The 22471-nt window shown below is 61.0% G+C and carries 26 protein-coding genes and 2 pseudogenes; 19 read left to right on the forward strand and 9 right to left on the reverse strand.

The genetic code is table 11. The annotated features are described in order from the left end of the window. Nucleotides 1-350 precede the first annotated feature (350 nt). Both G3436_RS04515 and G3436_RS04520 read left to right on the forward strand, forming a co-directional pair. The gene (locus tag G3436_RS04515; RefSeq protein WP_163941763.1) at nucleotides 351-1658 is read left to right on the forward strand and encodes an OprD family porin; all 1308 of its coding nucleotides are present in this window, start codon (nucleotides 351-353) and stop codon (nucleotides 1656-1658) included. Nucleotides 1659-1858: 200 nt separating this feature from the next. Then, nucleotides 1859-3032: pseudogene (locus G3436_RS04520) on the forward strand (MFS transporter). Here G3436_RS04520 and G3436_RS04525 read toward each other — a convergent pair. The 3 genes from G3436_RS04525 to G3436_RS04535 are packed head-to-tail and all read right to left on the reverse strand — an operon-like array spanning nucleotide 3026 to nucleotide 5356. Next, the gene (locus tag G3436_RS04525) at nucleotides 3026-4174 is read right to left on the reverse strand and encodes a lysozyme inhibitor LprI family protein (protein ID WP_163941765.1); all 1149 of its coding nucleotides are present in this window, start codon (nucleotides 4172-4174) and stop codon (nucleotides 3026-3028) included. The pseudogene G3436_RS04520 and the gene G3436_RS04525 sit on opposite strands and share 7 nt — an antisense overlap. Nucleotides 4175-4193: 19 nt before the next feature. Beyond that, on the reverse strand, nucleotides 4194-4808 hold the full coding sequence (locus G3436_RS04530; protein ID WP_163941768.1) for a hypothetical protein: 615 nt from the start codon (nucleotides 4806-4808) through the stop codon (nucleotides 4194-4196). Continuing rightward, a complete protein-coding gene (locus G3436_RS04535; protein ID WP_163941771.1) occupies nucleotides 4748-5356 on the reverse strand; it encodes a lysozyme inhibitor LprI family protein in 609 nt (202 codons plus the stop codon). The genes G3436_RS04530 and G3436_RS04535 overlap by 61 nt, the downstream gene beginning before the upstream one ends. Before the next feature lie 141 nt (nucleotides 5357-5497). On the opposite strand from G3436_RS04535, the gene G3436_RS04540 reads away from it, so the two are divergent. Then, a complete protein-coding gene (locus G3436_RS04540; protein ID WP_163941774.1) occupies nucleotides 5498-5980 on the forward strand; it encodes a hypothetical protein in 483 nt (160 codons plus the stop codon). On the opposite strand, the gene G3436_RS04545 is transcribed toward G3436_RS04540, so the two are convergent. Beyond that, nucleotides 5973-6131, reverse strand: a complete 159-nt coding sequence (locus tag G3436_RS04545) for a hypothetical protein (protein ID WP_163941778.1) — start codon at nucleotides 6129-6131, stop codon at nucleotides 5973-5975. The genes G3436_RS04540 and G3436_RS04545 overlap by 8 nt on opposite strands. A 251-nt stretch (nucleotides 6132-6382) precedes the next feature. On the opposite strand from G3436_RS04545, the gene G3436_RS04550 reads away from it, so the two are divergent. Next, nucleotides 6383-6538, forward strand: a complete 156-nt coding sequence (locus G3436_RS04550) for a hypothetical protein (RefSeq protein ID WP_163941781.1) — start codon at nucleotides 6383-6385, stop codon at nucleotides 6536-6538. A gap of 84 nt (nucleotides 6539-6622) precedes the next feature. Here the strand turns inward: G3436_RS04550 and G3436_RS04555 are convergent, their stop codons facing one another. Continuing rightward, nucleotides 6623-8005 (reverse strand): NAD(P)-binding domain-containing protein, encoded by a 1383-nt coding sequence (locus G3436_RS04555; protein WP_163941783.1) that lies wholly within the window; start codon nucleotides 8003-8005, stop codon nucleotides 6623-6625. A gap of 439 nt (nucleotides 8006-8444) precedes the next feature. On the opposite strand from G3436_RS04555, the gene G3436_RS04560 reads away from it, so the two are divergent. The 6 genes from G3436_RS04560 (at nucleotide 8445) to G3436_RS04580 (ending at nucleotide 13790) form a co-directional block, all read left to right on the forward strand. Then, complete coding sequence (locus G3436_RS04560) at nucleotides 8445-8738, forward strand: hypothetical protein (protein WP_163941786.1); 294 nt, start codon at nucleotides 8445-8447, stop codon at nucleotides 8736-8738. Nucleotides 8739-8826: 88 nt separating this feature from the next. After that, nucleotides 8827-9345 carry a sigma-70 family RNA polymerase sigma factor gene (locus G3436_RS04565; RefSeq protein ID WP_163941789.1) on the forward strand — a complete coding sequence of 173 codons (519 nt, stop codon included), beginning with the start codon at nucleotides 8827-8829 and terminating at the stop codon, nucleotides 9343-9345. Continuing rightward, complete coding sequence (locus G3436_RS29200; protein WP_476644167.1) at nucleotides 9342-9956, forward strand: FecR domain-containing protein; 615 nt, start codon at nucleotides 9342-9344, stop codon at nucleotides 9954-9956. Before G3436_RS04565 ends, G3436_RS29200 begins: the two co-directional genes overlap by 4 nt. After that, nucleotides 9947-10294 (forward strand): hypothetical protein, encoded by a 348-nt coding sequence (locus G3436_RS29205; RefSeq protein ID WP_476644168.1) that lies wholly within the window; start codon nucleotides 9947-9949, stop codon nucleotides 10292-10294. The genes G3436_RS29200 and G3436_RS29205 overlap by 10 nt, the downstream gene beginning before the upstream one ends. A 107-nt stretch (nucleotides 10295-10401) precedes the next feature. Next, on the forward strand, nucleotides 10402-12807 hold the full coding sequence (locus G3436_RS04575; protein ID WP_163941792.1) for a TonB-dependent siderophore receptor: 2406 nt from the start codon (nucleotides 10402-10404) through the stop codon (nucleotides 12805-12807). Nucleotides 12808-12845: 38 nt separating this feature from the next. After that, complete coding sequence (locus G3436_RS04580) at nucleotides 12846-13790, forward strand: hypothetical protein (protein WP_243667008.1); 945 nt, start codon at nucleotides 12846-12848, stop codon at nucleotides 13788-13790. A 61-nt stretch (nucleotides 13791-13851) separates the two neighbouring features. Here the strand turns inward: G3436_RS04580 and G3436_RS04585 are convergent, their stop codons facing one another. Continuing rightward, a complete protein-coding gene (locus G3436_RS04585; RefSeq protein ID WP_163941795.1) occupies nucleotides 13852-14349 on the reverse strand; it encodes an SMI1/KNR4 family protein in 498 nt (165 codons plus the stop codon). 181 nt (nucleotides 14350-14530) lie between these two features. Between G3436_RS04585 and G3436_RS04590 the strand changes: the two genes are divergently transcribed. The 4 genes from G3436_RS04590 to G3436_RS04605 all read left to right on the forward strand — a co-directional run bounded on the left by G3436_RS04590 (nucleotide 14531) and on the right by G3436_RS04605 (nucleotide 16685). Next, the gene (locus tag G3436_RS04590; RefSeq protein ID WP_163941797.1) at nucleotides 14531-15358 is read left to right on the forward strand and encodes a DUF2314 domain-containing protein; all 828 of its coding nucleotides are present in this window, start codon (nucleotides 14531-14533) and stop codon (nucleotides 15356-15358) included. 275 nt (nucleotides 15359-15633) lie between these two features. After that, entirely contained in the window at nucleotides 15634-15906 is a 273-nt protein-coding gene (locus G3436_RS04595; RefSeq protein WP_163941799.1) for a type II toxin-antitoxin system Phd/YefM family antitoxin, read from the forward strand. Beyond that, complete coding sequence (locus G3436_RS04600) at nucleotides 15884-16189, forward strand: Txe/YoeB family addiction module toxin (RefSeq protein WP_163941803.1); 306 nt, start codon at nucleotides 15884-15886, stop codon at nucleotides 16187-16189. Before G3436_RS04595 ends, G3436_RS04600 begins: the two co-directional genes overlap by 23 nt. A 316-nt stretch (nucleotides 16190-16505) precedes the next feature. After that, nucleotides 16506-16685 (forward strand): hypothetical protein, encoded by a 180-nt coding sequence (locus tag G3436_RS04605; protein ID WP_163941806.1) that lies wholly within the window; start codon nucleotides 16506-16508, stop codon nucleotides 16683-16685. A gap of 99 nt (nucleotides 16686-16784) precedes the next feature. Here G3436_RS04605 and G3436_RS04610 read toward each other — a convergent pair whose 3' ends face one another. The 3 genes and pseudogenes from G3436_RS04610 to G3436_RS04620 form a co-directional block, all read right to left on the reverse strand. After that, entirely contained in the window at nucleotides 16785-17111 is a 327-nt protein-coding gene (locus tag G3436_RS04610) for a helix-turn-helix domain-containing protein (RefSeq protein WP_163941809.1), read from the reverse strand. Next, nucleotides 17095-17349, reverse strand: a complete 255-nt coding sequence (locus G3436_RS04615; protein WP_163941812.1) for a type II toxin-antitoxin system RelE family toxin — start codon at nucleotides 17347-17349, stop codon at nucleotides 17095-17097. Before G3436_RS04615 ends, G3436_RS04610 begins: the two co-directional genes overlap by 17 nt. 355 nt (nucleotides 17350-17704) lie before the next feature. Beyond that, nucleotides 17705-17917 (reverse strand): annotated as a pseudogene (locus tag G3436_RS04620) (hypothetical protein); the annotation flags it as partial. A 154-nt stretch (nucleotides 17918-18071) separates the two neighbouring features. Between G3436_RS04620 and G3436_RS04625 the strand changes: the two are divergent. The 5 genes from G3436_RS04625 (at nucleotide 18072) to G3436_RS04645 (ending at nucleotide 22249) form a co-directional block, all read left to right on the forward strand. Further along, entirely contained in the window at nucleotides 18072-18254 is a 183-nt protein-coding gene (locus G3436_RS04625; RefSeq protein WP_163941815.1) for a type II toxin-antitoxin system HicA family toxin, read from the forward strand. 29 nt (nucleotides 18255-18283) lie between these two features. Continuing rightward, nucleotides 18284-18706, forward strand: a complete 423-nt coding sequence (locus tag G3436_RS04630) for a type II toxin-antitoxin system HicB family antitoxin (protein WP_163941817.1) — start codon at nucleotides 18284-18286, stop codon at nucleotides 18704-18706. A 232-nt stretch (nucleotides 18707-18938) separates the two neighbouring features. Beyond that, nucleotides 18939-19706: a site-specific integrase gene (locus G3436_RS04635; protein WP_338001202.1), complete on the forward strand. Its 768-nt coding sequence runs from the start codon at nucleotides 18939-18941 to the stop codon at nucleotides 19704-19706. Nucleotides 19707-21299: 1593 nt separating this feature from the next. Beyond that, entirely contained in the window at nucleotides 21300-21596 is a 297-nt protein-coding gene (locus G3436_RS04640) for a helix-turn-helix domain-containing protein (RefSeq protein WP_163941819.1), read from the forward strand. Continuing rightward, nucleotides 21593-22249 (forward strand): KilA-N domain-containing protein, encoded by a 657-nt coding sequence (locus G3436_RS04645; protein WP_163941821.1) that lies wholly within the window; start codon nucleotides 21593-21595, stop codon nucleotides 22247-22249. Before G3436_RS04640 ends, G3436_RS04645 begins: the two co-directional genes overlap by 4 nt. Nucleotides 22250-22471 lie beyond the last annotated feature (222 nt).

Below are 22471 nucleotides of genomic sequence, written 5' to 3' on the forward strand. Positions count from 1 at the left end.
GCTTTGCATTTGCAAATGTTAGCGAATTTTATGCCCTCTTCTGGTGCATTGGTGTCGAAATATGTCTGAGGTCGCAACCGATTGCGAGGTGTTCGCGCAGCGGGTTTCGGTCGTATTGGTGGCACTTTGGTTGCGGTCTTTCACGATTTTTTGACATGCCGTTCCGCACAGGGCTAGGATTCAGCCCATCGCCTGTAGGCCCATCGGCCAAGAGTCCCAAAAAAAGGCCCGCTGCGATCCATTGCAGGCGGGCTTTTTATTTGCAGACCCGTGAGCGTCAACCCACGCAGGGGGCGTGGTTCCTGGCGTTGGTCGCAGCGCGTATCTGACTACGAAATAAGGAAAATAAAATGTTGAAAACACGGATCAGCTTGATCGCGCTGGGGCTTATGGCGGCGACTCAGGCAATGGCCAATGACCAGGCCGAGTCGAAGGGCTTCCAGGAAGACAGCAAGGCCAGCGTCCTGCTGCGCAACGCATTCATCAACCGTGACAAGAAGCACCACAACTCGGACCAGTCCGAGTGGGGTCAGGCGTTCATCGGCAAGTTCTCCTCCGGCTTCACCCAGGGCACCGTCGGTGTAGGCGTTGACGCCTTTGGCCTGTACGCCGTGCGTCTGGACGGTGGCAAGGGTCGCAACGGCGGTGGTGGCATCGACTTCTTCAAGCCAAGCGAAGGCGCTCAGACCAACTCCCCGCACAACCTGGCGCGCGCCGGTGCTGCGATCAAGTTCCGCGTCTCCAACACCGTGCTGGCGTACGGCGACCAGATGCCGACCCTGCCGGTACTGAACTACGACGACGGCCGCCTGCTGCCGGAAAGCTTCACCGGCACCTCGATCACCTCCAAGGAGATCGACGGCCTTGAACTGAACGCCGGTCGCTACACCCAGGAAGCGCGCAAGAGCGCCGAAGGGCGTGACAGCGGTGGCCTGAAGTCGATCAACGTGTTCGGCGGCAAGTACGCCTTTACCCAGAACTTCACCGCGGCGCTGTACACCTCCGACGTTGAAGACGTGCTGAAAAAGCACTACCTGGGCCTGAACTATGTTCACGCGATCGCCGACGACCAGTCGCTGACCCTGGACTTCAACGGCTACAAATCCAGCATCGACAGCGATTATGTTCGCGATGCCAAGCTGACCGGCGACAGCAACACCATCTGGAGCCTGGCGGCCACCTACGCCTTCGGCCCGCACTCGATCACCCTGGCGCACCAGCGCAGCAACGGCAACACCGGTTACCAGTACAGCGGTTACCAGCGTAACGGCGGCGTGGGCGATGGGGGTTCGACCATCTTCCTGGCCAACTCCTACTGGTCCGACTTCAACGCTGAAGACGAGCGTTCGTGGCAGATCGGCTATGGTCTGGACTTCAGCGCCTTTGGCGTACCGGGCCTGACCTACAACGTGGCCTATGTTGTCGGCGACAACATCAATACCCGCACCGTCGGCACCCCAGGTGGCTTCGGCGAAGGCAAAGAGCGCGAAATCTTCAACCAGTTCAAGTACGTGGTTCAGGAAGGCCCTGCCAAGGACCTGTCGGTCAAACTGCGTGGCTCGTTCCTGCGTACCTCGGAAAGCGTGCGTCGTAGCGGCTACAACGATGACGGCAACGAAGTGCGTGTGTTCGTCGAGTACCCGATCAGCATCCTCTGATCGAATCGTGCTTGAAAAAGCCCCGGCCCTGGCCGGGGCTTTTTATTGTGCGCAGGGAACATCAGGCCGCTTGCTGATCAACAGCACCACGTCGCCAGCACACGCCATAGTCCAGCCACCACAGATCCCAACTCCACCAGATCTGTAACTGCCTGCGCCGCTGCGCGTGCTAAAACAGCGCCCCCCTCGGCGGACTTCCCATGACCAGAACAACCCCGCATTTCGGCCTGCTGTGCCTGGCCAGCTACCTGCTGTCGCTCTCCTACGGCTCGACCTTCCTGCTTTCGCTGCTGGTCAGCAGCCGCGGCGGCAACGAACAGGATGCCGGCAGCATCATTTCCATCGCCATGCTCAGCACCGTGCTCGCGGTGCTCGGCAGCGGCCACCTGGCCGACTGGCTGGGCACCGCACGCGCCATCGCACACGCGGCGCTGTGCCTGATCGGCGCCTGCCTGGGCTTTGCACTGGTGCCCGGTATCGACTTCAGCCTGTGGCTATGCGGCCTGCTGCTGGGCCTGGGCTGGGGCGTGTTCTACACCCTGGGGCCGATCCTGGTTGCGGCGCTGGTCGAGCCGGCGCGCCGCACCCACTGCTTTGCCTTGCTCTCGGGCAGCATGATGAGCGGCATCGGCTCCGGCCCGTTGGCGGGCAAGCTGGCCAGCCTTGTGCAATTGCCGGTGCAAACCGCGTTCTACGCTGCCGCCCTGGCGTCGGCCGCAGGCCTGCTGATCTTTGCCTGGCTGGCGCGCAGCACCGCGCACACGCCGCCAGTGCACGCATCACTGGCCCGGCCGCACTTGCGGTACTGCGCTCACCCGCGCGCTGGCCGATCCTGATGGTCGGCCTGGGCGGTGCGGTGTTCGGTGGGCTGGGCAGCTTCCAGACCAGCTACGCGGCAGCCGCGGGCTCGACTACTCGCTGTTCTTCGTCGGCTTCATGCTCGCCGCCATCAGTTGCCGCCTGCTGATCGCTGGCTGGGTGGTGCGCCACGATGCCTACCGCACCTCGTGCCTGCTCACCGGGCTGATGGTGCTGGCGGTGATCGCGCTGGGCTGGTGGGTGCAGGGCAGCGTGAGCTACCTGCTGGCCGCCGCACTGCTGGGGGTGGGGTACGGCCTGAACTATTCGGTGATCAATGGCCTGGCCGCCAGTGAAGCGCCTGCCGGTTTCACGCCACAGGCACTGCTGCTGTTCAGCCTGGGGTATTTTTTCGGTGTGTTCGGCTTCCCGTTGCTGGCCGGCACCCTGATCGTGAACGGCGGCGCCCACGCGTTGCTGCTCAGTGTACTGGCCGTGGCCGTGCTCAACTGGCTGGTGAGCGTGGGCCGGCTGCTCGCGCGCAGCAAGGCCCGCGCGTTGCCGCAGGCCTACTGATCCGGTGCGATGGCAAACATCAGCTTGTCCTGCTCGACGTACACCAGCGCCTCCCGGCCGTTGATCTCCACCGGGCGTGCCGACACCGCCTCGTGCTCGGGCACCACCTTGGACAGCACCTTGGTCAGCAGGTCGACGCGCCAGATGCAGGCAAAGCCGCCGCTGTTGTCGAAGTACAACACCGGGCGCTGCTCGCTCCAGGTCGGGTTGACCAGGCTCCAGCCGCCGGCGTCGGCCTCCATCACGGTCTCGTAGCCGGGGTCGGTCTTGCCCTCGTACGCCAGGCGCAGGCCGTTGTTCTCCAGGTTCAGGGTTTCCAGCACGCGGGCCTTGGCGAAACGCACTGTATTGGAGTACGCAAAGAACGCCTGGGTAGTGGGTTGTGGCGCTTGCTGGCTGCCGATGAGGTAGACGAACGAGTCCTGCAGCTGGCCCTCACCACGCTGGCGGTAGTAGAACGCGCCGTTCTGCACCCCGGCATAGCGCTCGCCCTGGTCGTTCAAGCCGCTGCGGCTCCAGCCGGCAAAGCGCACGTTGCGCGCGATCACGTGCCAGCCGGGGCGGTTGTCGACATACTCGAGCAAGGTGCCACTGGTGTCCTGCAGGTGGTGGCGGTCCAGAACGTAATAGTCCCCATCCGGGGCAGTCGAGACATACACGTACGCATGCAGCACGCCGTCCTTGACGGTCACGTCGATCAGTTGCGCGACCGACTCCTCGTTCATGCCCGCAAACGTGCCCAGGGCGAAGCGCTGCCACGGCGCGTCCTCGACCTTGTCGTACACCGCGCCCTTGGGCAACGGTGCGAGGATGTCTGGCGCCATGGGCGTGGGCGGCGGCAGCGGCGTCAAGCGGCGGATCTGCACGTCGTAGGCGGTTTCCAGGCAAGCCGGCGTGGTGCACACATTGCGCACGTCCTTGAGCCAGCGGGTTTCCAGTTCGCGGAACACCTTGTGGGTCTTGAGCGGGTTGTACAGCGCGTTGAGCTGGTCGTCCTTGGCCGACAGCGAGGGCGTGTCGCAGATGGCATTTTCCAGGATGGTGCGCGCCTTGGTGCAGTCGAAACCGGCGGCCACGGCCGTCGGCGTCTGGAGGGCGAGGGTCAGCAATGCGCAGGAGAACAGCAGGGCAGCAGGCTTCATGGGGCGTCCTTGGAAATGTTTACTGATCAGGCGACAGGGCGAACATCAACTGGTCGTGCTCGATGTACACGATGGCTTCGCGCCCTTGCAGTTCCACCGCCAATGGCTGCCCGGCCCTGTGTTCGGGCACGATCTTGGACAGCACCTTGCTGGCCAGGTCGACCCGCCAGATGCAGGCCATGGCACCGCTGTTCTCGAAGTACAGCACCGGGCGTCGCTCGCTCCAGCTCAGGTCCGACAGGCTCCAGCCACCCGTCTCGGGGTCGAGCACGGTTTCGCTGGCAGGCTGCGGCAGGGCATTCTCGTACTTCAGGCGCAGGTCGCTGTTCTCATGGTTCATGTTGCCCAGCACCCGTGCCTTGGCAAAGCGCAAGGTCGCGGATTGCGCGTGGAACAGCGTGGTGGTCGGCTGTGGCGGTTGCCGGCTGCCCAGGGTATAGGCCATGGCCTGCTGCAGCTCGCCGTTGGTGCGTTGGCGGTAGTAGAACACCCCGTCCTGGATACCGGCATAGCGTTCGCCCTGGTCCATCATCTCGCTGATGCGCCACCCGGCGAAGCGCACGTCGCGAGCAATCACGTGCAGGCCCTTGCGGTTGTCGGCGTATTCCAGCAGCACCCCCGACGACGGCCCCACCGATGCGTCGTCCTGGTTGTAGCTGGGGCCGTCGGAGAGTTTGCCACGTAGATCAGGGCGTACAGCACGCCGTCCTGTGTCCCCACGTCGATCAACTGTGCGAGCGAATCCGGGAACATGTCCGGTACCGCCGCCAGCGCGAAGCGCGGCCACGGCTCGTTCTGCACGGTGGTGTAGCTGTGGCCTGCGGGCAGCGGCACCACACTGCGCAGCCCGAGCACCGGCGGTGGGGGCAGTGGCGTCAGCTTGTGGATCTGCAGGTCGTAGGCGGTTTCGAGGCAGTCGTTGGTCTGGCAGCGGTCGCGCACATCCTGCATCCAGTCGGCTTCCAGCTCGCGAAAGATCCGGTTGCCCATCAGCGGCTTGTACAGTGCGTTGAGCTGGTCGTCCTTGGCCGACAGCGACGGCGTGTTGCATACCGAGGTCTCGATCAGGGTGCGGGCCTTGGCACAATCGAAACCGGCGGCGGTGACGGCCGGGGCGTGCAGGGCAAGGGCGAGCAGGGCGCTGGAGGCCAGCAGGCGGCAAAGGCGGGCGGCGGGGTGCATTGGACGTCCATGTGGGGTGGGGCAGGGTGCGGATGATACGTGAGTGATCCGGGCGACGGAACGGGGCTGCGCTAGAGTTGTTGCGCGACAAGTATCAGTGTTACACCTGTGCGGGTATTTTGCGGCCAAGGAGCAGCGGCTATGCAACAGCAACCCTGGTTGTCGAGGGTGGGGGGCGGTGCACGGGGTTGCTGGTCGCTGCGGGGTGAATCACGCGGGTGTGGGTGGTGGTGCGCGCTGGCCACCTTGTTGTTGCTGCAAGGCTGCATGCCACGCTCGGTGATCGTGCATGACGGGCTCGACACCCGCGTACTCGACCGCCATACCCGGCAACCGCTGGCCGGGGTGTCTATCCTCGATGCGGGTGTGTGGGTGGCACACAGCGATGCCCAGGGGCGCGTGCAACTGGCGCCTGCACGCAGCCTCAAACTGGTGCCGCTGATGGGCGAGGCGAACGTCATGCTCAGCCTGCTGGCCTGCAAGCACGGTTACACGCCGCAGCCGGTGGCACTGCGCCGTGGCTGGAATGCCGACTATGGGCAAAGCCAGGTACACCGCCAGGTCATCTACCTGCAGCGCGCCAGTGGCACGCCCTCACACGCCTGCCCCGGGCCACTCAAATGAGCGCCAGCACCTCGGGGTAGCCTGCAAACCAGAAGCGCACGGCGTGCTTGTCCAGGCCGTACTCGCCCAACCAGAAGTCGACCGGGTAGCTCCAACCCGATGAGCGCGATTTGCTCGGCGCCAGGCCGACGTTGGTGAAGTGCTCGAACAACCCCGGTCTCCAGCCCCACGATGAAGTGCCTTACCACCTTGGGGTTGCTGATGCTCAACAGCAAGCGGCACCGGCAGATGCGTGCTGAATGGGTGGAGGTCGTGGTCAAGCGGCGGGGTTGGTAAAAAGCTTCGCTGGCAAGCCAGCTCCCACAGGTTTTTGTGGCGTTCACAAGACCCTGTGGGAGCTGGCTTGCCAGCGAAGGGGCCCTTACTGCTGGCGCAGCACCTTCACTTCAGCTGAGCCTGCTGATGCTGCTGTCGACCTACGGGCCGAGGACGCCTCAGGGGATGTTCGTGTTCGGCGCGGTGGTGCACCTGGTGGCGCTGCTGATGCTCAACAGCAAGCGGCACCGGCAGATGCGTGCTGAATGGGTGGAGGTCGCGGTCAAGCGGCGGGGCCGGTAAAAAGCTTCGCTGGCAAGCAGCTCCCACAGGTTTTTGTGGCGTTCACAAGACCCTGTGGGAGCTGGCTTGCCAGCGAATAGGCCCTTACTGCTGGCGCAGCGCCTTCACTTCACCTTTCTTGCCATCGGTTTCGCGCAGGTACTCCTGCAGCGAATCGTCCATCGCCTTCAGCCACCGCGTATGGTGCGGCACCGCCGCCGTGCCGGTGATCACCGAGCGGTACGACTTGTCGCGATAGCCCATGATGTCGTGCTTCTTGTCATGCTTCCATTTCAGGAAAATGCGGTTCACCGCGTCGATGTCAAAGCTCGGGTAGTCGGTCTGTTCGATCAGGTGCTTGATGTAGCGGCCCTGGAATTCGTACATCGAGGCCGTTGTCTCCAGGCGCTCCTCATCTGCACGCCAGCGTGCACTGTCGGCCTGCATGTCGGCCTTGGCCGGCAGCTGGATACGCCCCAGCATGTAGTCCCGCGCAAACCACGCCTGGGCATCGAACAGGTTGAAGCTGTACCAGAGGTCTTGCATGCCCAGGTAGATCAGCTGCGGGTTGTGCTCCCACACCACGCCTTGATACAGCCCGTTGGGCCACAGCCGATTACCGGTGTTGAGCGTGAGCTCATCCGCCAGGAACGGAAAGTGATGCTGGTAGCCGGTGCACAGGATGATCGCGTCCACGCGCTTGCTCGAGCCGTCGGCGAAAAACGCCATGTCCCCTTCGACCCTGAGCAACTGCGGGCGCTCTTCCCAGCCCTTGGGCCACTGGTAGCCCATCGGCTGGGTGCGATAGGCCGTGGTGATCGAACGCGCGCCGTACTTGTAGCATTGCGAGCCGATGTCTTCGGCCGAATAGCTGCTACCCACAATGAGCAGGTCCTGGCCTTTGAATTCCATGGCCTCGCGAAAGTCGTGGGCGTGCAGGATGCGCCCGGCAAAGCGCTCGAAGCCTTCGAACTCCGGCACGTGCGGTGTCGAGAAATGCCCGCTGGCGACCACCACATAGTCGAACACCTGCTCGATGGCCTGCCCGGCGCTGTAGTCGTGGGCGCTGACGGTGAAGGTGCGGGTGCGCGCATCGAACGTGACGTTTTTCACGGCGGTGTTGAAGCGGATGTAATCGCGCACGCCGGCCTTCTTCACGCGGCCCTGAATGTAGTCCCACAGCACTTCGCGGGGCGGGTAGGAGGAGATGGGGCGGCCGAAGTGCTCGTCGAAGCTGTAGTCGGCGAACTCCAGGCATTCCTTGGGGCCGTTGGACCACAGGTAGCGGTACATGCTGCCGTGTACCGGTTCGCCGTGCTGGTCGAGGCCGGTGCGCCAGGTGTAGTTCCACATGCCGCCCCAGTCGGCCTGCTTTTCGAAGCAGACGATCTCGGGCATGGGGGCGCCCTTGGCGTGGGCGGATTGGAAGGCACGCAGTTGCGCAAGGCCGGACGGGCCGGCGCCGATGATGGCTACACGAAGAGTCATAACAATTCCTGAACGGTTGAACGCTGAAAAAATGGCAAAGGCTCCCCAACCCCGAGCGGCGAAAAAGCCGAGGGTGCCGGGTGATGGAATTCAGGCGTTACGGTGCAGGTGGAGGGACGGGGCGCTTGCGCATCTGGGCCAGCAACAGCTTGCCTGGCGGGATCGACAGCACGTGGAAGAGTGTCGACAGGGGTGAGGTGGCACTGAGGTGTGGGCCGTACCCATTGGCGCAGGGCGCGAACGGGTGGCCTGAGGGGCGAAAGATACGTGTGATCTCGTGCATGGGGGCTGCAATGGCCTCTTTTCTTTGTGGTTTCTTTTTTATCTATAACGGATGGGGGTGGGTATGGCAAGGTTGCGGGCCGTGCGGGCCCCTTCGCTGGCACGTCACCCCCCACAGGTCATGCACCCCGGCCCAGCCTTTCTCAGGGACACGCCAATGAGTGAAATTCAATCGGTCTCGCCCGACGGCCGCTACCGTATCGACGCCGAGCCCTGGGAGGCAGGGCCTTCACAGTGGGTGTACCCGCCACAGATCATCGACACCGGGTCAGGCCAGTGCGTGTTTGCTTTCGAGGACCCGCGCTGGTCGATGGACCGTGCCGTGTGGGTGAGTGACACGCAGGTCGAGCTGACGCTGCGCAAGTACCCGGGGCACGCCACGGGCGAAGGGGTTCGGGCCAGTATCGACTGTGCCGCAAAGCCACCCCTGCAGGTGGCTTTCATGCCTTAGCGAAGGGGGCAGTTAACTGCTCACTCGCGCTTGTCCCCGCCAGGCAGATCAACAATAATGCAAGTCATTACCATTTGAGACCGTTCCCATGACGGCTGACTCTTCTGCCCTGCACAGTGCCGTCGGTGAGCTGTACTCGGCGCACAACACCTGGCTGCGCAACTGGCTGCGCCGGCGCATCGACAACCATTGCGATGCCGCAGACCTGGCCCAGGACACCTTCGTCAAGATTCTGAAGGCGCGCAGTGCCCTGGATATCCGCGAGCCCCGCCAGTACCTCTCGACCGTGGCCAAGGGGCTGATGATCGACCTGTTTCGCCGGCGCTCGCTGGAGCAGGCGTATCTGGAGACACTCGGCCACCTGCCCGCTGCCGAAGTACCTGACCTCGAGACCCAGGCGATCCTGTTCGAGGCGCTGCTGGAAGTCGACCAGATGCTGGCCGGGCTGGGGGTGCGGGTGCGGCAGGTGTTCATTCTGTCGCAACTGGACGGGCTGACCTATGCGCAGATCGCCGCACAGCTGGGCATCTCGCTGCGCACGGTGAACAAGGACATGGCCAAGGCCATGGAACATTGCTGCCTGATGCAGTGGCAGTCAGACACGTGAGCCAGGTCCCCACGCCCTTGCAGCGCGAGGCCGTACGCGAGGCAGCGCGCTGGTTTGCGCGCTTGTCGTCGGGCACCGCCAGCGAGCACGACCGGGCCCAATGGCAGCATTGGCACGACGCCAGCGAGCTGCATCGGCAGGCCTGGCAGCGTATGCAGGCGGTGACCGAAACCCTGGGCGGGTTGCCGGGGCGATTGGCGTCCTCAACGCTGCAGGGGGCGGGCACAGCCCGCCGCCAGGTGGTGTATGGCCTGGCACTGCTGGTGGGCGGCGGCTGGCTCGGTACGCTCACCTGGCGCAGCGACCAACGTCGCGCATGGACCGCCGACTACCAGAGCGATGTAGGCGAGCGTCGCGCAATCGAACTGACCGATGGCAGCCAGTTGCTGCTGGATACCGACAGCGCCGTGGACGTGCAATACGATGCCCATCAACGCCTGCTGGTGTTGCGGCGCGGCCAGGTGCTGGTGAATACCGGCAGCGACCCTGCCAGGCGGCCCTTCATGATCGACACGCGTGATGGGCGCGTGCTTGCGCTGGGTACACGTTTCACGTGCGCACCGATGACGACGGCAGCGAAGTCGCCGTGCTGGAGAAAGCCGTGCAACTGACGGTTGGCGGCCTGCCGGCGCTGCGGGTGGAGGCGGGTCAGCGGGTGACCTTCGGCGCCTCCGGCACTGGCGCGCTGCAACGCAATGACGCCAGTGTGGCGGCGTGGCGCAACGGCAGCCTGATTGCCATCGATATGCCGCTGGGCCAGTTGATCCGTGAACTGTCGCGCTACCGCCCAGGCCTCTTGCGCTGCGAACCAGAGGTGGCCGGCTTGAAAGTCTCGGGGGCGTTTCCGATCACCGACACCGACCTGGCACTCACCGCGCTGCAGAGCGGGTTTGCCGTGCAGGTGGTGCGCCGTACCCGCTACTGGGTGACGGTCACCGCCCGCGCCTGACGTAATTGAGAATAAAAACGCCTACGCTGCACTTTTTCCTGCGCCCACTCGACCCTCTCTCAGATCGATTCATTTGAGTGTTCTCGGGGGAGGGAAACATGATACCCATGCAACGACCGCACGCCGCCCTGGCGTTGGCAATTCATCTGGCGCTGGGCGTCGGCGTCGCGTGGCCGGCGCTCGCAATGGCGGCTGAAAACAGCGCCAGTCAGGTCCGTGCCTATGCCATCGCACCGGGTACGTTGACCGAAACCCTGGGGCACTTTGCAGGCGCGTCACAGGTTGCCCTGTCGTTCGATGCGGCGCTGACCCAGGGGCAGCAGTCGCCCGGCTTGCAAGGGCACTACAGCGTCGACAGCGGCTTTGCCGCGCTGCTCGCCGGCAGTGGCCTGCAGGCAGTCAGGCAGCCCAGTGGCGTGTACCTGCTGATGGCCCGGGTGGGCGACGCGGACACGCTGCAACTGGAGGCGACCAGCGTTACCGGGCTGGCCTCCAGTGTGACCACCGAGGACACCGGGTCTTACACCACATCGATGGCGACCCTCGGCAAGTCACCCATGTCGCTCAAGCAAACCCCGCAGACGGTCAGTGTGACCACCCGCCAGCGCATGGACGACCAGAACCTCACGACCTTGTCGGATGTGATGGACCAGACCACCGGGATCACCATGTTCCAGGGCTCTATGAGTGCATCCCGCTACTTGTCACGTGGCTTTGAAGTGACCAGCTTCAGGGTCGATGGCAGTGCCCCGGTGACGTCTGCGGCGTTTGCCTGGAACGACCTGGACATGGCGATCTTCGACCGCGTCGAGGTGCTGCGGGGTTCGGACGCATTGTTCTCGGGCAATGGCGAGCCGGGCGGCAGTATCAACCTGGTGCGCAAGCGCCCCACCGCCGACCCCAGGTTCAGCATCACCAGCTCCGTCGGCAGTTGGCAGAACTACCGCACCGAGCTGGATGTGAGCGGCCCGCTGGGTTTTGACGGCAAGCTGCGTGGGCGCTCGGTGATCGTCTACCAGGACAAGAACTCCTTCTATGACAAGGCCGACGCTGAACGCAAGCTGTTCTATGGCGTGCTGGAAGCCGACCTGAGCGACGACACCACCTTGCTGGTGGGCATGACCAATGATCATGCGGACGCCTCCGACCAGTCCTATGGCCTGCCGCGATACAGCAACGGCAACGACCTCAAGCTGCCGCGCAGCACCTACCTTGCGGGTGCCCATGACTACTTCAACCGTGTGGGCCAGTCGTACTTTTTGCGCGTTGACCACGCCCTCAACGAGGACTGGTCCGCCACGCTGGACACCCTGTATGCGCAGACCACCAGCGATCGCAGCTACTACAACTTCGCCGGTGAGGTAGACCCGTCTACCGGAGCGGGTGTGAGTTCGCGCTGGTGGGGGGCGAAGGCACAGAAGCGGGACATGTCGGTTGATGTGAACATCAAGGGCGGCGGTGATGTGCTTGGCCATCGCAATGATCTGCTGCTGGGCTGGAGCTGGCAGAAGTCTGCAGCACCCACCGAACTGAGCCGCGATGGCGTAGCCCATGCCATCGACAATATCTTTGCCTTCGATCCGGATGACTTTCCTTCCTACAAGCAGAACGCCTCGGTGTACCTGAACGACCATACCGACGTCGAGCAGAACGGCCTTTACGCTTCGTGGCGGGTGCAGTTGAGCGACCCGATGCACGTCATCCTGGGTGGGCGCTACAGCAACTACAAGTACAGCTACACCACGACCACCGTCGGCAACCCCACTGTAGTCACACCTTACGAGGACAATGACGTCGTCACCCCCTTCGTGGGCCTGACCTACGACCTGACGCCGGACTGGACCGCTTACGCCAGTGTGTCGGAGATCTACAAGTCCCAGGCCAACTACCGCAAGGCGCCAAGCCCGGGCTCGCCGCTGGAACCTATCACCGGCGTCAGCCACGAGGTGGGGGTGAAAGGCGAGTTGATGGAGGGCAGGTTCAACACCTACGCGGCGCTGTACTACGTGAAGCGTGACGGCGAAGGGGTGCGTGATGGGCTGGTGGTGAACAACTGCTGCTATCGCGATGATGGTCAGGTGGTGTCCAAGGGCGTGGACTTTGAAGTCAGCGGCGAGCTGCTGGCGCGGCTCAACGGCACCTTCGGCTACACCTACAACCACAATGAAAACAAGGTGAGTGGCACCGCTTACAACACGCTGACGCCCAAGCACCTGGCCAAGTTGTTTGCCTCTTATCAACTGCCGGGCCGCTGGTCGGACTTCAAGGTGGGCGGTGGGGTGACGGCGCAGAGCGCAACCTTTGTCAGCTACGCGCCGACCGACTTCAAGCAGGCCGGGTACGCCATCTGGAATGGTTTTGCCGAGTACCAGGTCAATGCGCACTGGAGCGTGGCGATGAACGCGAACAACGTGTTCGACAAGAAGTACTACTCCACCGTGGGGTATTCGGATTACGGCAACTTCTATGGCGAGCCGAAGAACTTCACCGTGACGCTGCGGGGCAGCTACTAGGTCGGTGTGCTTGAACGTGGTGATATCATGTCGCCATATTGCCGCCCCGCCACTGGCGGGGCGGCACTTTTATCTGTTTACAAAGGACGCAAGCAGACATGCAGCCATCTTCCACTACGTCACCCTCAACCACCGGAGAACTGATCGCGACCTTTCGCCATCGCAAGGGGGCGCTGATCTTCTGTTTGGCGTTTGCCGCCGTGTTGCTGGGCGTCGCCGTTTTTGTCCTGTACCTGGGCACGATCCTGTTGCCGGGCAATGAAGCGCCCGTGGGCCGCCATGCCACCCCGGGCCAGAGCGACCGCTTCATCATCTACGGCACCAGCGTAATGCTGGCCGTGTGTGCGCTGGGCGTGCTGAGTATGTATGCCTGGCAAAAGAAGCTGCGCCGTTACAGCTACGACGTCTATGAGCATGGCATCGCTCGTATCAGCACAAGCCTGCGTGAATACACACCGTTTGTGGAAATCGAAGACCTGTACCTGTTTGGCTCAGGGCAAGCGTCAGCGGCGGGCCTGATCACTAACGTGGCTTACCGGCGCACTGCGGCAGAGCCGTTTCACCGTGTGTACGAGTCGCTCAAGGATTTTTACGACTTTGAGGAACTGGTGCGTGAGCTGCACGTGCGTGCACGCTTGCCTGGGGTGCTGGATACACTGGAGTCGGGTGGGGCCGTGACGTTCAACTACATCAGTACAAGCCAGGTGTGGACCAAGTTTTTCACTGGCAACTTCCTCCAGATCACCACGGCGCCGATTGTTGTGACCCGCGACGCGCTGCAGGTCCAGGGGCGCAGGCTGGCGATGTCGACGTTGCGCACGGTGGACCTCAGCGCCAGGACGGAAAAGGTCGTTGTCAAGGACGAGACTGGCAGGGTGGCATTTTCGACGATAGCCACCGGTATTCTGAGCCACGACCTGTTCCTCACGACACTCGATGCGCTGCTGGGCGCGCAGGCAGAGCAGCGCGAGCAGGTTGCTTAGGCAGGCCTTGTGGGGCTGCTTGAGGGTGGCGCAGGCCCTTGATGGCTAGCAGACTGTCATGTCATTGCTTTACGCGGCTGTCGAACGGCTCGAAGTCGCGCTCGGTAAACGCCTCTGTCAGTACATTCGAACTGCACAGCCATTCGATGGCTTCCACCAGCCCGTTGCCTGCCACAAGTGCCGCTTCGCTGTGGCGCGGCAGCACATAGATGCGCTCCGGGTCGCTGGGGTGAATGATGAGTTCGTCGCCGTCGTAGGTGTCGCCGATGATGATGCACTGCAAGGCCTTTTCCTTGGGCATCAGGTCCTTGTCGTCGTCCCAGAACCAGTACTGGTTGATGCGCTCAAGCCACTGCGCCTGGCTGTTTTCGCCGTGCAGCAGTTGATGGGGCGGGTAGATGCGCACGTACACGCCGCCCAAAATGCCCTCGCCAAACTGCGTGACGTATTCGCGGTAACCGGTAGGGAAGCCAGTGCCCAGCACGGCTTGCGCCTGGTCGACCTCGGCGTTGGTGGACAGCACCAGTGGGCCACCGGCGACAGTGATGTGTTCAAACATGGGGCGTGTCCTTGTGCGTGTTATCCATGGGGCATGGTTTTTAGCGTAACGGGCGGTTGGCGGCAAGGCTGCCACGTACGACAGAGCAGCGTATCCTGCGTGCTTCTGTGAGTGGCAGCACAGGGCTGCCCGTGCTCTGGCTTGAGCATCTGAATAAACCAAGCGATGGAACGATTTACCTATGACCGAACAGATCATCTACAGCGTTGAAGGCGAGAGCGACGCGTTCAAGGCCGCCGTGGCCGGTGCCCAGGCGACGTTCAAGTATTTCTGGCGGGAGCTGTCGTGGGAGGCACGCAGGATCGTCAAGGGCCTGGACATGGCCGCGGTCAAGATGTCCTTCCCCATCGAGAGCGACGACCCCGCGGTACCCGGCGTCGAGAACATGTGGGTGAGTGACATCGAGTTCGACGGGCAGTCCATCACTGGCGTGCTGATGAATGAGCCAAGCTGGGCGACCTCGTTCAAGGCGTGGGAGCCTGTGACGCTGCCGTTGTCCTTGCTCAACGACTGGATGTACGTGCGCCAGGGCCATGTATACGGTGGCTTCACGGTCGATGCGATACGCGCCGACATGGCCGAAGACGAGCGCCAGGAACACGACGAGGCCTGGGGCCTGGACTTCGGCGAGCCGGGTTGCGTCGAAGTGGTGCCGGCGGCAGAAGGCCAACAGCCCTGGCTGCTGTCGCGTACGTTGGGCACTGCGCAAGACCAGCAGACGCTGGCGTTGCTGGAGTGTACCGAGCACCCGATGGCCGTGAACATGCGCGACAAGATCGAGGAAGGCGTGAGCGCACAGCCGCAGGTGGTCCGAGACCCGGATGACGAGGGGTGGTTGATGCTGCACCGCGAGGTGCTGGCGGGCAATTACACGGTGGTTGATGCGCTGTTGCGCCACGGTGCGGACCCGTTGGTACCCAACGGCAACGGCCAGACTTCGTTGGAGTTGGCACGTATTGCCGGCTGGCCGCGGATTCTGGAGTTGCTGGAGGGGAAGCGCTCCAACTAGCTGTGCCTGGGCGAAGGAGAAAGCATTGACGGGATTGTACAACGTTTCGTACTATGTGCCGGTCGCCCATGAAACCGGTGACATGCTTCTGTGCCTTTTTGAGATGCCGTACAGGTGTCGTGGCCCAGATTGCGGTTACACATCACAGGTTCGCCCGAGCGTTCAAGGACGCGGGGCATAACCATTTGCTACCTCCCCCCCATAGCCGCCTGCTGTGCTTGCGCCTTGAGGGGGGAACAAACCTGGTCTGGGCTGTGCCCAGAGAGGATTACTAAATGCACGTACTGACTTTTAGCCAGGCTCGCGCCGATCTGAAGCAGACAATGGATGATGTTTGCCGGGATCATGAACCCGCCATTATCACGCGCCAGCGTGGCGAACCTGTCGTGATGCTCTCTCTTGAGGATTACAACGGCATCAACGAGACCTTGCATCTGCTTGGCTCGTCAAAGAACGCCGCACGCTTGCGCTCATCCATTGCTCAGCTCCAGGCCGGCAAAGCCGTAACCAAGGAATTGGCAACCAATGAGCAAAGCCAAACAAAGTAACAAAGACGACGCCCGCACCCTCGCAGGGTTGAAATTTACGGGTGAAGCATGGGAAGACTACTGCCACTGGCAGCAGGCCGATGCCAAAGTCCTGGCCAACATCAACTCGCTGATCTCCCAGTGTCGCCGCACACCCTTCAGCGGAACAGGCAAGCCAGAGGCCCTCAAGGGCGATCTGTCTGGTTACTGGTCCCGTCGCATTACCAAAGAACACCGCCTGGTCTACTTCTTCGAGGCCAACGTTCTCACCATCCTGCAGTGCCGCTTTCACTATGACGACTGAGTTGTTGCGCCGCGTTGTGTGCGCAGCCCGTGGGCAGATGCGTCTGTAGGACTGTAATATGCGGACTGATTTGCTTGGACGGTGCGCCTTGCCGGTGTGAGGGTGGGCAGTTAGGCTCTGGCGGTCGCTGCTCATCAGCGATCGGGTTTGTCGCCCGTTACAAGTTACAAGCAGCGCTCATGAATACCTTCATGGCGGCTGTGCGCGGGAGGCCTCGTGCCTGCCGGGTTTGTCTCTTGTCCTGGTCGACCAACCTGCGTACAGCTGCCACCCAACTTTCACAGGGCGAGCGGGTATCGATGCGCGTGACGCGCTCGTGCAGGCATCGCTATTGCTCGCTGGTATCCATGACACCGTTCAACAAGCGTATTCAGGGCCTGGTGATCAGGTCCGGAAAGACCTGTTGTGGGCCTCGCTGCATTCGGCGGACATGGCCAAATGGCTGGTGGATGCGGTGATCGATGGCATGGAGAACAGCGCGACGCTCATCGCGTAAGGGGCGGGCAGGGGCTGGCGGTGTCGGCTCCTGTCACCGAAGTGATAGACGCAAAGTGCCCCATGGTTGGCTGCTCGAGATGTGCCAAGTGTCGCCGCGCTACAGGTCTAGCGACTGGGCGGGAATCCCCAGCGCAGCCGCAATTTTCTCACGCGTAGCCTTGCGTGGCCGTTCAGCGGCCTCCTGTTGGGCATACGCTGATTGGGAGATGCCTAGTCGCTTGGCCATCTCGGCTTGAGTCAGAGCCAGGTGCCTGCGCCACGCGGCGATGGCGGTCAGGCCATCTTTCACCATGTACCCAACGACCTCGTTGGGTATCAGATCTTCCTTGGGACGACTGGCAATGTAGTCGGCATAAGGCAGCACGACGAAGGCTGGGCGGCCATCCGCGCCGTTGATGATCTGTACGTTAATAGGTGTGCTCATCGCGCTTCTTGACCTCCTCGATGTTGACGATTTTTACACCACCGTCCCAATCGAACAGGATGCGGTAGTTTCCGACTCGAAGCCTGTAACCGGACTGATGATTGATCAGTGCCTTGATGTTCTGAACGTTAGGCATGTGGGCCAGTGCTTGGGCGGCATCGTAGAGCTTTTGCTGATCGGCCTTGTTGATTTTCCTGAGCTGTTTGACTGCCTTGCGCGACCAATTGATCGTGTTCATGCCTGGCCTGCCTTGATAGGTAATTATAAGTGTTTTATAAGTCTTTTCAAGTCGGCCGTGGGATGCCGACGGTGCTTTGTGGCGCCTTCGGTTCACGCAGATTCGGCAGTGATACCTTCCGGAAAACGACGCAGCGCCCATTTCATCACCTTTCGGTAGACGTGGGTTCCCCCGCCCCTGTGTCAGCCCAGGGAAGTCATTTCAAGGTGTACCCGAGGAAATGGAAACGAGCTTTCCTGTGGCGCAATGGTAAAAACAGGCATCCATCACATGGAGTTATCCACAGGTGAAAATCAGTGATTTTCACAGCCAGTTGCGTGGGTTTTAGCTTTTTCAAGTGAGGTCTCTCCAAGCCGATCTTCTTGAAGCCACCCACTGACTCGGTCCAGTGATCGTCGACGGTCTTGGTGTGGCTCGGGAAGGTCTCAGTGTTGCCCAGCGCCTCGGCCTCGCGCTCGATAGCCTTGTCCTGGATCTTGCCGTCAGTCTGGCGCAGCCAGTTGCCGTCTACGTAGATCCGCTGCTGCCACATCTGGTCTCCCTTCAACATCTTTGGCAGAACGGGGCCTGCGTTACCATCGCCAGCAGGCTTGGATTGTCCTTCCTCCATTTCATCCTTCCGCACCCCAGGCCCAGAGCTAAAGCGCACTTAGTGCAACATTTTTGTTGCATGCGCAACATTACTGTTGCACTGTGACTTTGTCGAGACAATAGGACTGCACATGAAGTACAGCGAGTTTCGACGATGGTTGCGGGCACATGGCGTTACGTTTGTGCCGGCCAAGGGAAGCTATTTCAAGGTGTACCTGGGCAACCGACAAACGATTTTCCCAGACCATGGCGCCAAGGAAATCAGCGAAGGCTTGAGGAAAAAAATCATCAAAGACCTGGGCCTCAGTGATTGAAATTGAGCCCTGTGGGAGGCTTGAAGGCCATGTACGACTACCCCGTAACGGTGCACGAAGAAGACGGTACCCCATGGGTGAGCTGCCCCGACGCCCCTGAAATGTCGAGCGCGGGCGATACGGTGGAGGAAGCCCTTTTCGATGCCGTAGACGCTTTGGAGTCCGCGTTGTCCCTGTATGTGGATCAACGCATTGCCATACCGCTGCCATCGCCTGCTGCGCCAGGCCAGCCCGTCGTTCGTCTGCCTGCGCTGAGCGCAGCCAAGGCAGCGCTGTGGAATACGATGGTCAAACAGAAGGTCACCAAAACCGAGCTGGCGCGCCGGCTGGGTGTGAATCGCCCACAGGTAGATCGGCTGGTGGATTTGCTGCACCGTTCCAAGATCGAGCAGGTGGAGCATGCGCTGCGAGTGCTTGGGCAACGTATAGAGCTGTCTGTGGTTGCGGCCTGATCAGAAGCGCCAGCTATCCGCAGCATCTCGACAAAACCCCAAAACGAAAAAACCCGCCAGAAGGCGTTTTTCGGTGGTTCCAGAAACACTAAAAACCGTCTCTGCAACCTTGTGGCACCAGACGAACGGTATGTTTCGGGGAGGCCAGGATTTTCGGGCGTCTGGATTTCGGTGGAAAATTCGGCGTACCCCAACTAGTAACTATAAATAAATCAGCTAGTTATGGCGTTCGGTGGAATCGAACTCGGGATTTTTTAGATCTCAGCACGTTGCCGGTCTACAAGTAAACCATTCAGAGCCGTATACGAATGGTAATGCGAAGGTCTATGGCCTTGAGATCAACCCGGCCGCGATGGTGAAGGTCGAGAAGGTTTCGGCCCCCGTAGAGCGGGCGCTGTCGGATGCGGAGCTGAAGCATTTTTGGCAGACGATAGAGAGTACAGAGGGTGTCGGTCCCGTGATGGCGCTGCTGTTCAAGTTCGTGATCGCCACTGGTGGCCAACGCATCAAGAACATCATCGAAACTACCTGGGCGCACTACGATCTGGAGGCGGGTACTGTGCTGCTGGTTCATCGGAAAGGCAGGGGCGGGCAGACCATGAGTCGGCCGCACCTTGTTCCCCTCTCGGATCGGGCCGTGTCCCTCATGCGGCGTGTGCAGGAGATCAGCGGCGACCATCAGTGGCCTTGGACAACTCATGGTAAGCAGCCCTTCGTCATCAGTAGCCCAACACATGCGATAGCTGACTGGATGGATTCCAAGCATGCGGCGGTTGACGGAGTGCGGGTACCGTCCTTTTCGCCGAGGGACCTGCGCCGTACTTGCACCCAGCTTATGCAACGGCGCGGTGTTGATGATCGACTGTCTGACCTTTTGCAGGCGCATGGCCAGACGGGGGTGGTCTCGAAACACTACCGGAACAACCCTGAGGCCGCACTACCAGAGAAGCGTCGTGCAATGTCGCGCCGGAAAAAGAAGACTGCCGGGCCAAAGTCATAAACGTCCTGTTGACTGACTCCCTCGCATCTACGCAGGACGGCCATTTTAGCCGCTAAAATGCGTCAGCCCCTGTTTTCCCACCCATTGATCCACTGAAAGCACCGCTCCCAATCCACCGCTACCTATAGCGATTGAGTAGTCAGCTCGCCGCACAGGAGGGCTAGCAGTCCGTTGACGATTCCCCAGAATGCGCGGCTTGTAGCCATTTTCAGTTCCAAAAACTCAGCTGAAAACACGTCGAAACGACGAATAACAGGGAATAACAGCGAATACCAGAAAATAAGCAACGTTGAATATTACGCAATGTTGTTAGTTCTGCCGGTGTCACTTGTGCGCATGTAAGAAGAGCCGTGCGCGCCACGAAATCGTAGTTAACGCTTTTGTGGCGCGAGGCCACGCTTACTTGTCACACTGGAAAAATGAGATCGACGGGCTTGGAAGCCTGAAATACTGTCGCGACAGTTATTGCGTAATGCGGAAAACTGTCGCGTCAGTCTGCAGGCTATGGTCGCCTGTAGACGCTGAGGCCCGGATGAGGGCCTCAATAGTCCCTCTTTAGAACCCGTAAATAAAGGCTCTCCAGGCTTTTCGACGAACGGTAATCAGTGAAGCGCCGCTGGATTTTTCGTTTGGTTTAGGCCCTTCTGAGCACTCAGTGATACTCCTGAGCACTCAGTGGTACGCAATGGGACAGATGAGACGGTAGTTAATATCTGCGGGTATCTTTAGTTATCTAAAGGTAATTGCTGAAGTCGTTGAAAAACCTGTTGCAGTTTTCTGGATACGCCCGGTAACATCCGAAGCATTCTAAGGTGGAAGCTACACAGTGAGACTCTATGAGTGCTCTCTGGCGCTTACCTTGAGGATGCTGGATTGCTGAATTGCAGGCAAAGAAAAGCCCCTGGTAGTCGAAGACCAGGGGCCGACTCGGGAAAGGACGTTGGCGCGTCCTCTGCATGTCAGCTAGGCCAGCACACAACCCCGAGGGGAGAAGCATTTGAGACGGCTTCTGACTGGGCAAATAGGCACATGTGCCTATCTGTCCACGGGCGGACTGTATTACCGGAAGGGATATTGCGCAACACTGGATTATTACCCAGTGCCGTAATATCCGACGACCAGCAACCCGGTTTTCGTGGTTTTTGGTGGAATCAGTACAACCCCCTTCGGTTTCTCTGATGCTTTTGATTGAGAAATCACCAATGACTTCAAATGTCGCCCGCAGCACCGATGTACCCAACCTGCCTATACCTGGTGCCCGCGCTACCGCCGCTCAGCTCTGCGCCAAGTACCAAGTAAGCCGTGCCACCTGGTGGCGTTGGTCCAAAACTCCCGGGTTTCCCGCACCTATTCGCTTCGGTCGCTCCGTCCGCTGGGAGCCCGAGTCTGTGGAATCCTTCCTGCTTAGTCAGGAGGCCTAACCCATGATGATCAATCAACTCTGCGTAGGCGCGGAGCGGGGAGCGCTTGGCCCTGAAAAAGCGGTTCTATCCCTTCCTGTACCCTTAAAAGATTTGATGGCCCTTCACCATCTCGTGTGCGCTCATCAATTCGTTAGCGGTCAAGCTGGCTCTGAAAGCGAGGTGGCCTAACATGGCAAAGCCCCCACCTCTCGATGCTTGTCCAGCGCAAGGGAATCTCGATACTAGCGGTAGCGCGCAACGCACGCGCCTTCTCGCACACCTGCGCCAGCACGGATCGATCAACACCTTTCAGGCCATCACGCTGCTCAACATACTGCGTCCGGGCGCCCGTATCTCAGAGCTACGGGACCAAGGTCACAATATCGTCACCCACCTGGGTACTCTGAAAGATGACCAAGGCCGTGAGCACCAGAAGGTGGCCACCTACTTCCTGAGTGCCGTCCCGGCGCAGAAGGTGGTTGCATGACGGCCAAGATCATTCCGTTCGATTACCAGGGGCGCGCCGTGCGCTTCGATGCCGACGGCTGGCTGCATGCCACTGAGATTGCAGATAGGTTCGGCAAAGAGCCGCATGAGTGGCTGCGCCTGCCGGATACCGAACGCTACCTCGAGGGGCTGCAACGTAGATACGGGGAAATCCCGTATGTAAAAACCAGCCGTGCCCGTGCGGATCGTGGTGGCGGCACCTGGTTGCATCCGAAGCTGGCGGTGAAGTTTGCCCGGTGGCTCGACGTGGATTTTGAAATCTGGTGTGACGAACAGTTGGACACCCTGCTGCGCGGTGAATCGAAGTCCTGGGCCAACGCCCGGCGTGAGGCAGCTATCGGACACAGGGCCGTGTGTGACGCCATCGCACTCAACTGCGAAGCCCAAGGCAAGACGCCTCAGCGCCACCACTTCATCAATGAAGCGCGGCTCATCAATCAGGTGATCACCGGCTCCTTCGCTGGCCGGGACCGCGACCAGTTGAGCGCGCCAGAGCTGGAGATTGTCACCCTCGCCGAACTGCGCGACACGGTACTGATCGGCGGAGGTATGGCCTATGCCGAGCGTAGGGCAAACCTGCTGCTCTACGTTCGTGAACTCCAGAGCAAGCATCAGCGGGAGATCGCAGCATGAAGCTCCAGACCCACACTCCAAAGGGGTATCCAAAGCGCGATCCCCTTTCAATTCTGCTGGTGGCCAGAGTTAGCCATTGGGTGGTGAAGCATCCTCGTTCCGGGGTGGTGGGGCCCGGTTATACACAACCCCACCGGCACTGGCGTCTGTAGTTCCTCGCGAAGGTTTCTCTTGACGAGAGTCAGCCTACGGGAATGGACTTGACCAACTTGACCAACTTGA

The organism is Pseudomonas brassicae (genome assembly GCF_010671725.1).
In the GTDB taxonomy this organism is placed as follows: domain Bacteria; phylum Pseudomonadota; class Gammaproteobacteria; order Pseudomonadales; family Pseudomonadaceae; genus Aquipseudomonas; species Aquipseudomonas brassicae.

Bases quoted from the DNA above. Each gene is read 5' to 3' on its own strand.
- G3436_RS04550 (WP_163941781.1), top strand. From the start codon at position 6,383: ATGCTGCTGTCGACCTACGGGCCGAGGACGCCTCAGGGGATGTTCGTG.
- G3436_RS04645 (WP_163941821.1), top strand. From the start codon at position 21,593: ATGACGGCCAAGATCATTCCGTTCGATTACCAGGGGCGCGCCGTGCGC.
- G3436_RS04600 (WP_163941803.1), top strand. From the start codon at position 15,884: ATGAGCAAAGCCAAACAAAGTAACAAAGACGACGCCCGCACCCTCGCA.
- G3436_RS04575 (WP_163941792.1), top strand. From the start codon at position 10,402: ATGCAACGACCGCACGCCGCCCTGGCGTTGGCAATTCATCTGGCGCTG.
- G3436_RS04615 (WP_163941812.1), bottom strand. From the start codon at position 17,349: ATGAACACGATCAATTGGTCGCGCAAGGCAGTCAAACAGCTCAGGAAA.
- G3436_RS04525 (WP_163941765.1), bottom strand. From the start codon at position 4,174: ATGAAGCCTGCTGCCCTGCTGTTCTCCTGCGCATTGCTGACCCTCGCC.
- G3436_RS04610 (WP_163941809.1), bottom strand. From the start codon at position 17,111: ATGAGCACACCTATTAACGTACAGATCATCAACGGCGCGGATGGCCGC.
- G3436_RS04595 (WP_163941799.1), top strand. From the start codon at position 15,634: ATGCACGTACTGACTTTTAGCCAGGCTCGCGCCGATCTGAAGCAGACA.
- G3436_RS04565 (WP_163941789.1), top strand. From the start codon at position 8,827: ATGACGGCTGACTCTTCTGCCCTGCACAGTGCCGTCGGTGAGCTGTAC.
- G3436_RS04640 (WP_163941819.1), top strand. From the start codon at position 21,300: ATGGCAAAGCCCCCACCTCTCGATGCTTGTCCAGCGCAAGGGAATCTC.
- G3436_RS04515 (WP_163941763.1), top strand. From the start codon at position 351: ATGTTGAAAACACGGATCAGCTTGATCGCGCTGGGGCTTATGGCGGCG.
- G3436_RS04535 (WP_163941771.1), bottom strand. From the start codon at position 5,356: ATGCACCCCGCCGCCCGCCTTTGCCGCCTGCTGGCCTCCAGCGCCCTG.
- G3436_RS04625 (WP_163941815.1), top strand. From the start codon at position 18,072: ATGAAGTACAGCGAGTTTCGACGATGGTTGCGGGCACATGGCGTTACG.
- G3436_RS04540 (WP_163941774.1), top strand. From the start codon at position 5,498: ATGCAACAGCAACCCTGGTTGTCGAGGGTGGGGGGCGGTGCACGGGGT.
- G3436_RS04555 (WP_163941783.1), bottom strand. From the start codon at position 8,005: ATGACTCTTCGTGTAGCCATCATCGGCGCCGGCCCGTCCGGCCTTGCG.
- G3436_RS04590 (WP_163941797.1), top strand. From the start codon at position 14,531: ATGACCGAACAGATCATCTACAGCGTTGAAGGCGAGAGCGACGCGTTC.
- G3436_RS04560 (WP_163941786.1), top strand. From the start codon at position 8,445: ATGAGTGAAATTCAATCGGTCTCGCCCGACGGCCGCTACCGTATCGAC.
- G3436_RS04630 (WP_163941817.1), top strand. From the start codon at position 18,284: ATGTACGACTACCCCGTAACGGTGCACGAAGAAGACGGTACCCCATGG.
- G3436_RS04585 (WP_163941795.1), bottom strand. From the start codon at position 14,349: ATGTTTGAACACATCACTGTCGCCGGTGGCCCACTGGTGCTGTCCACC.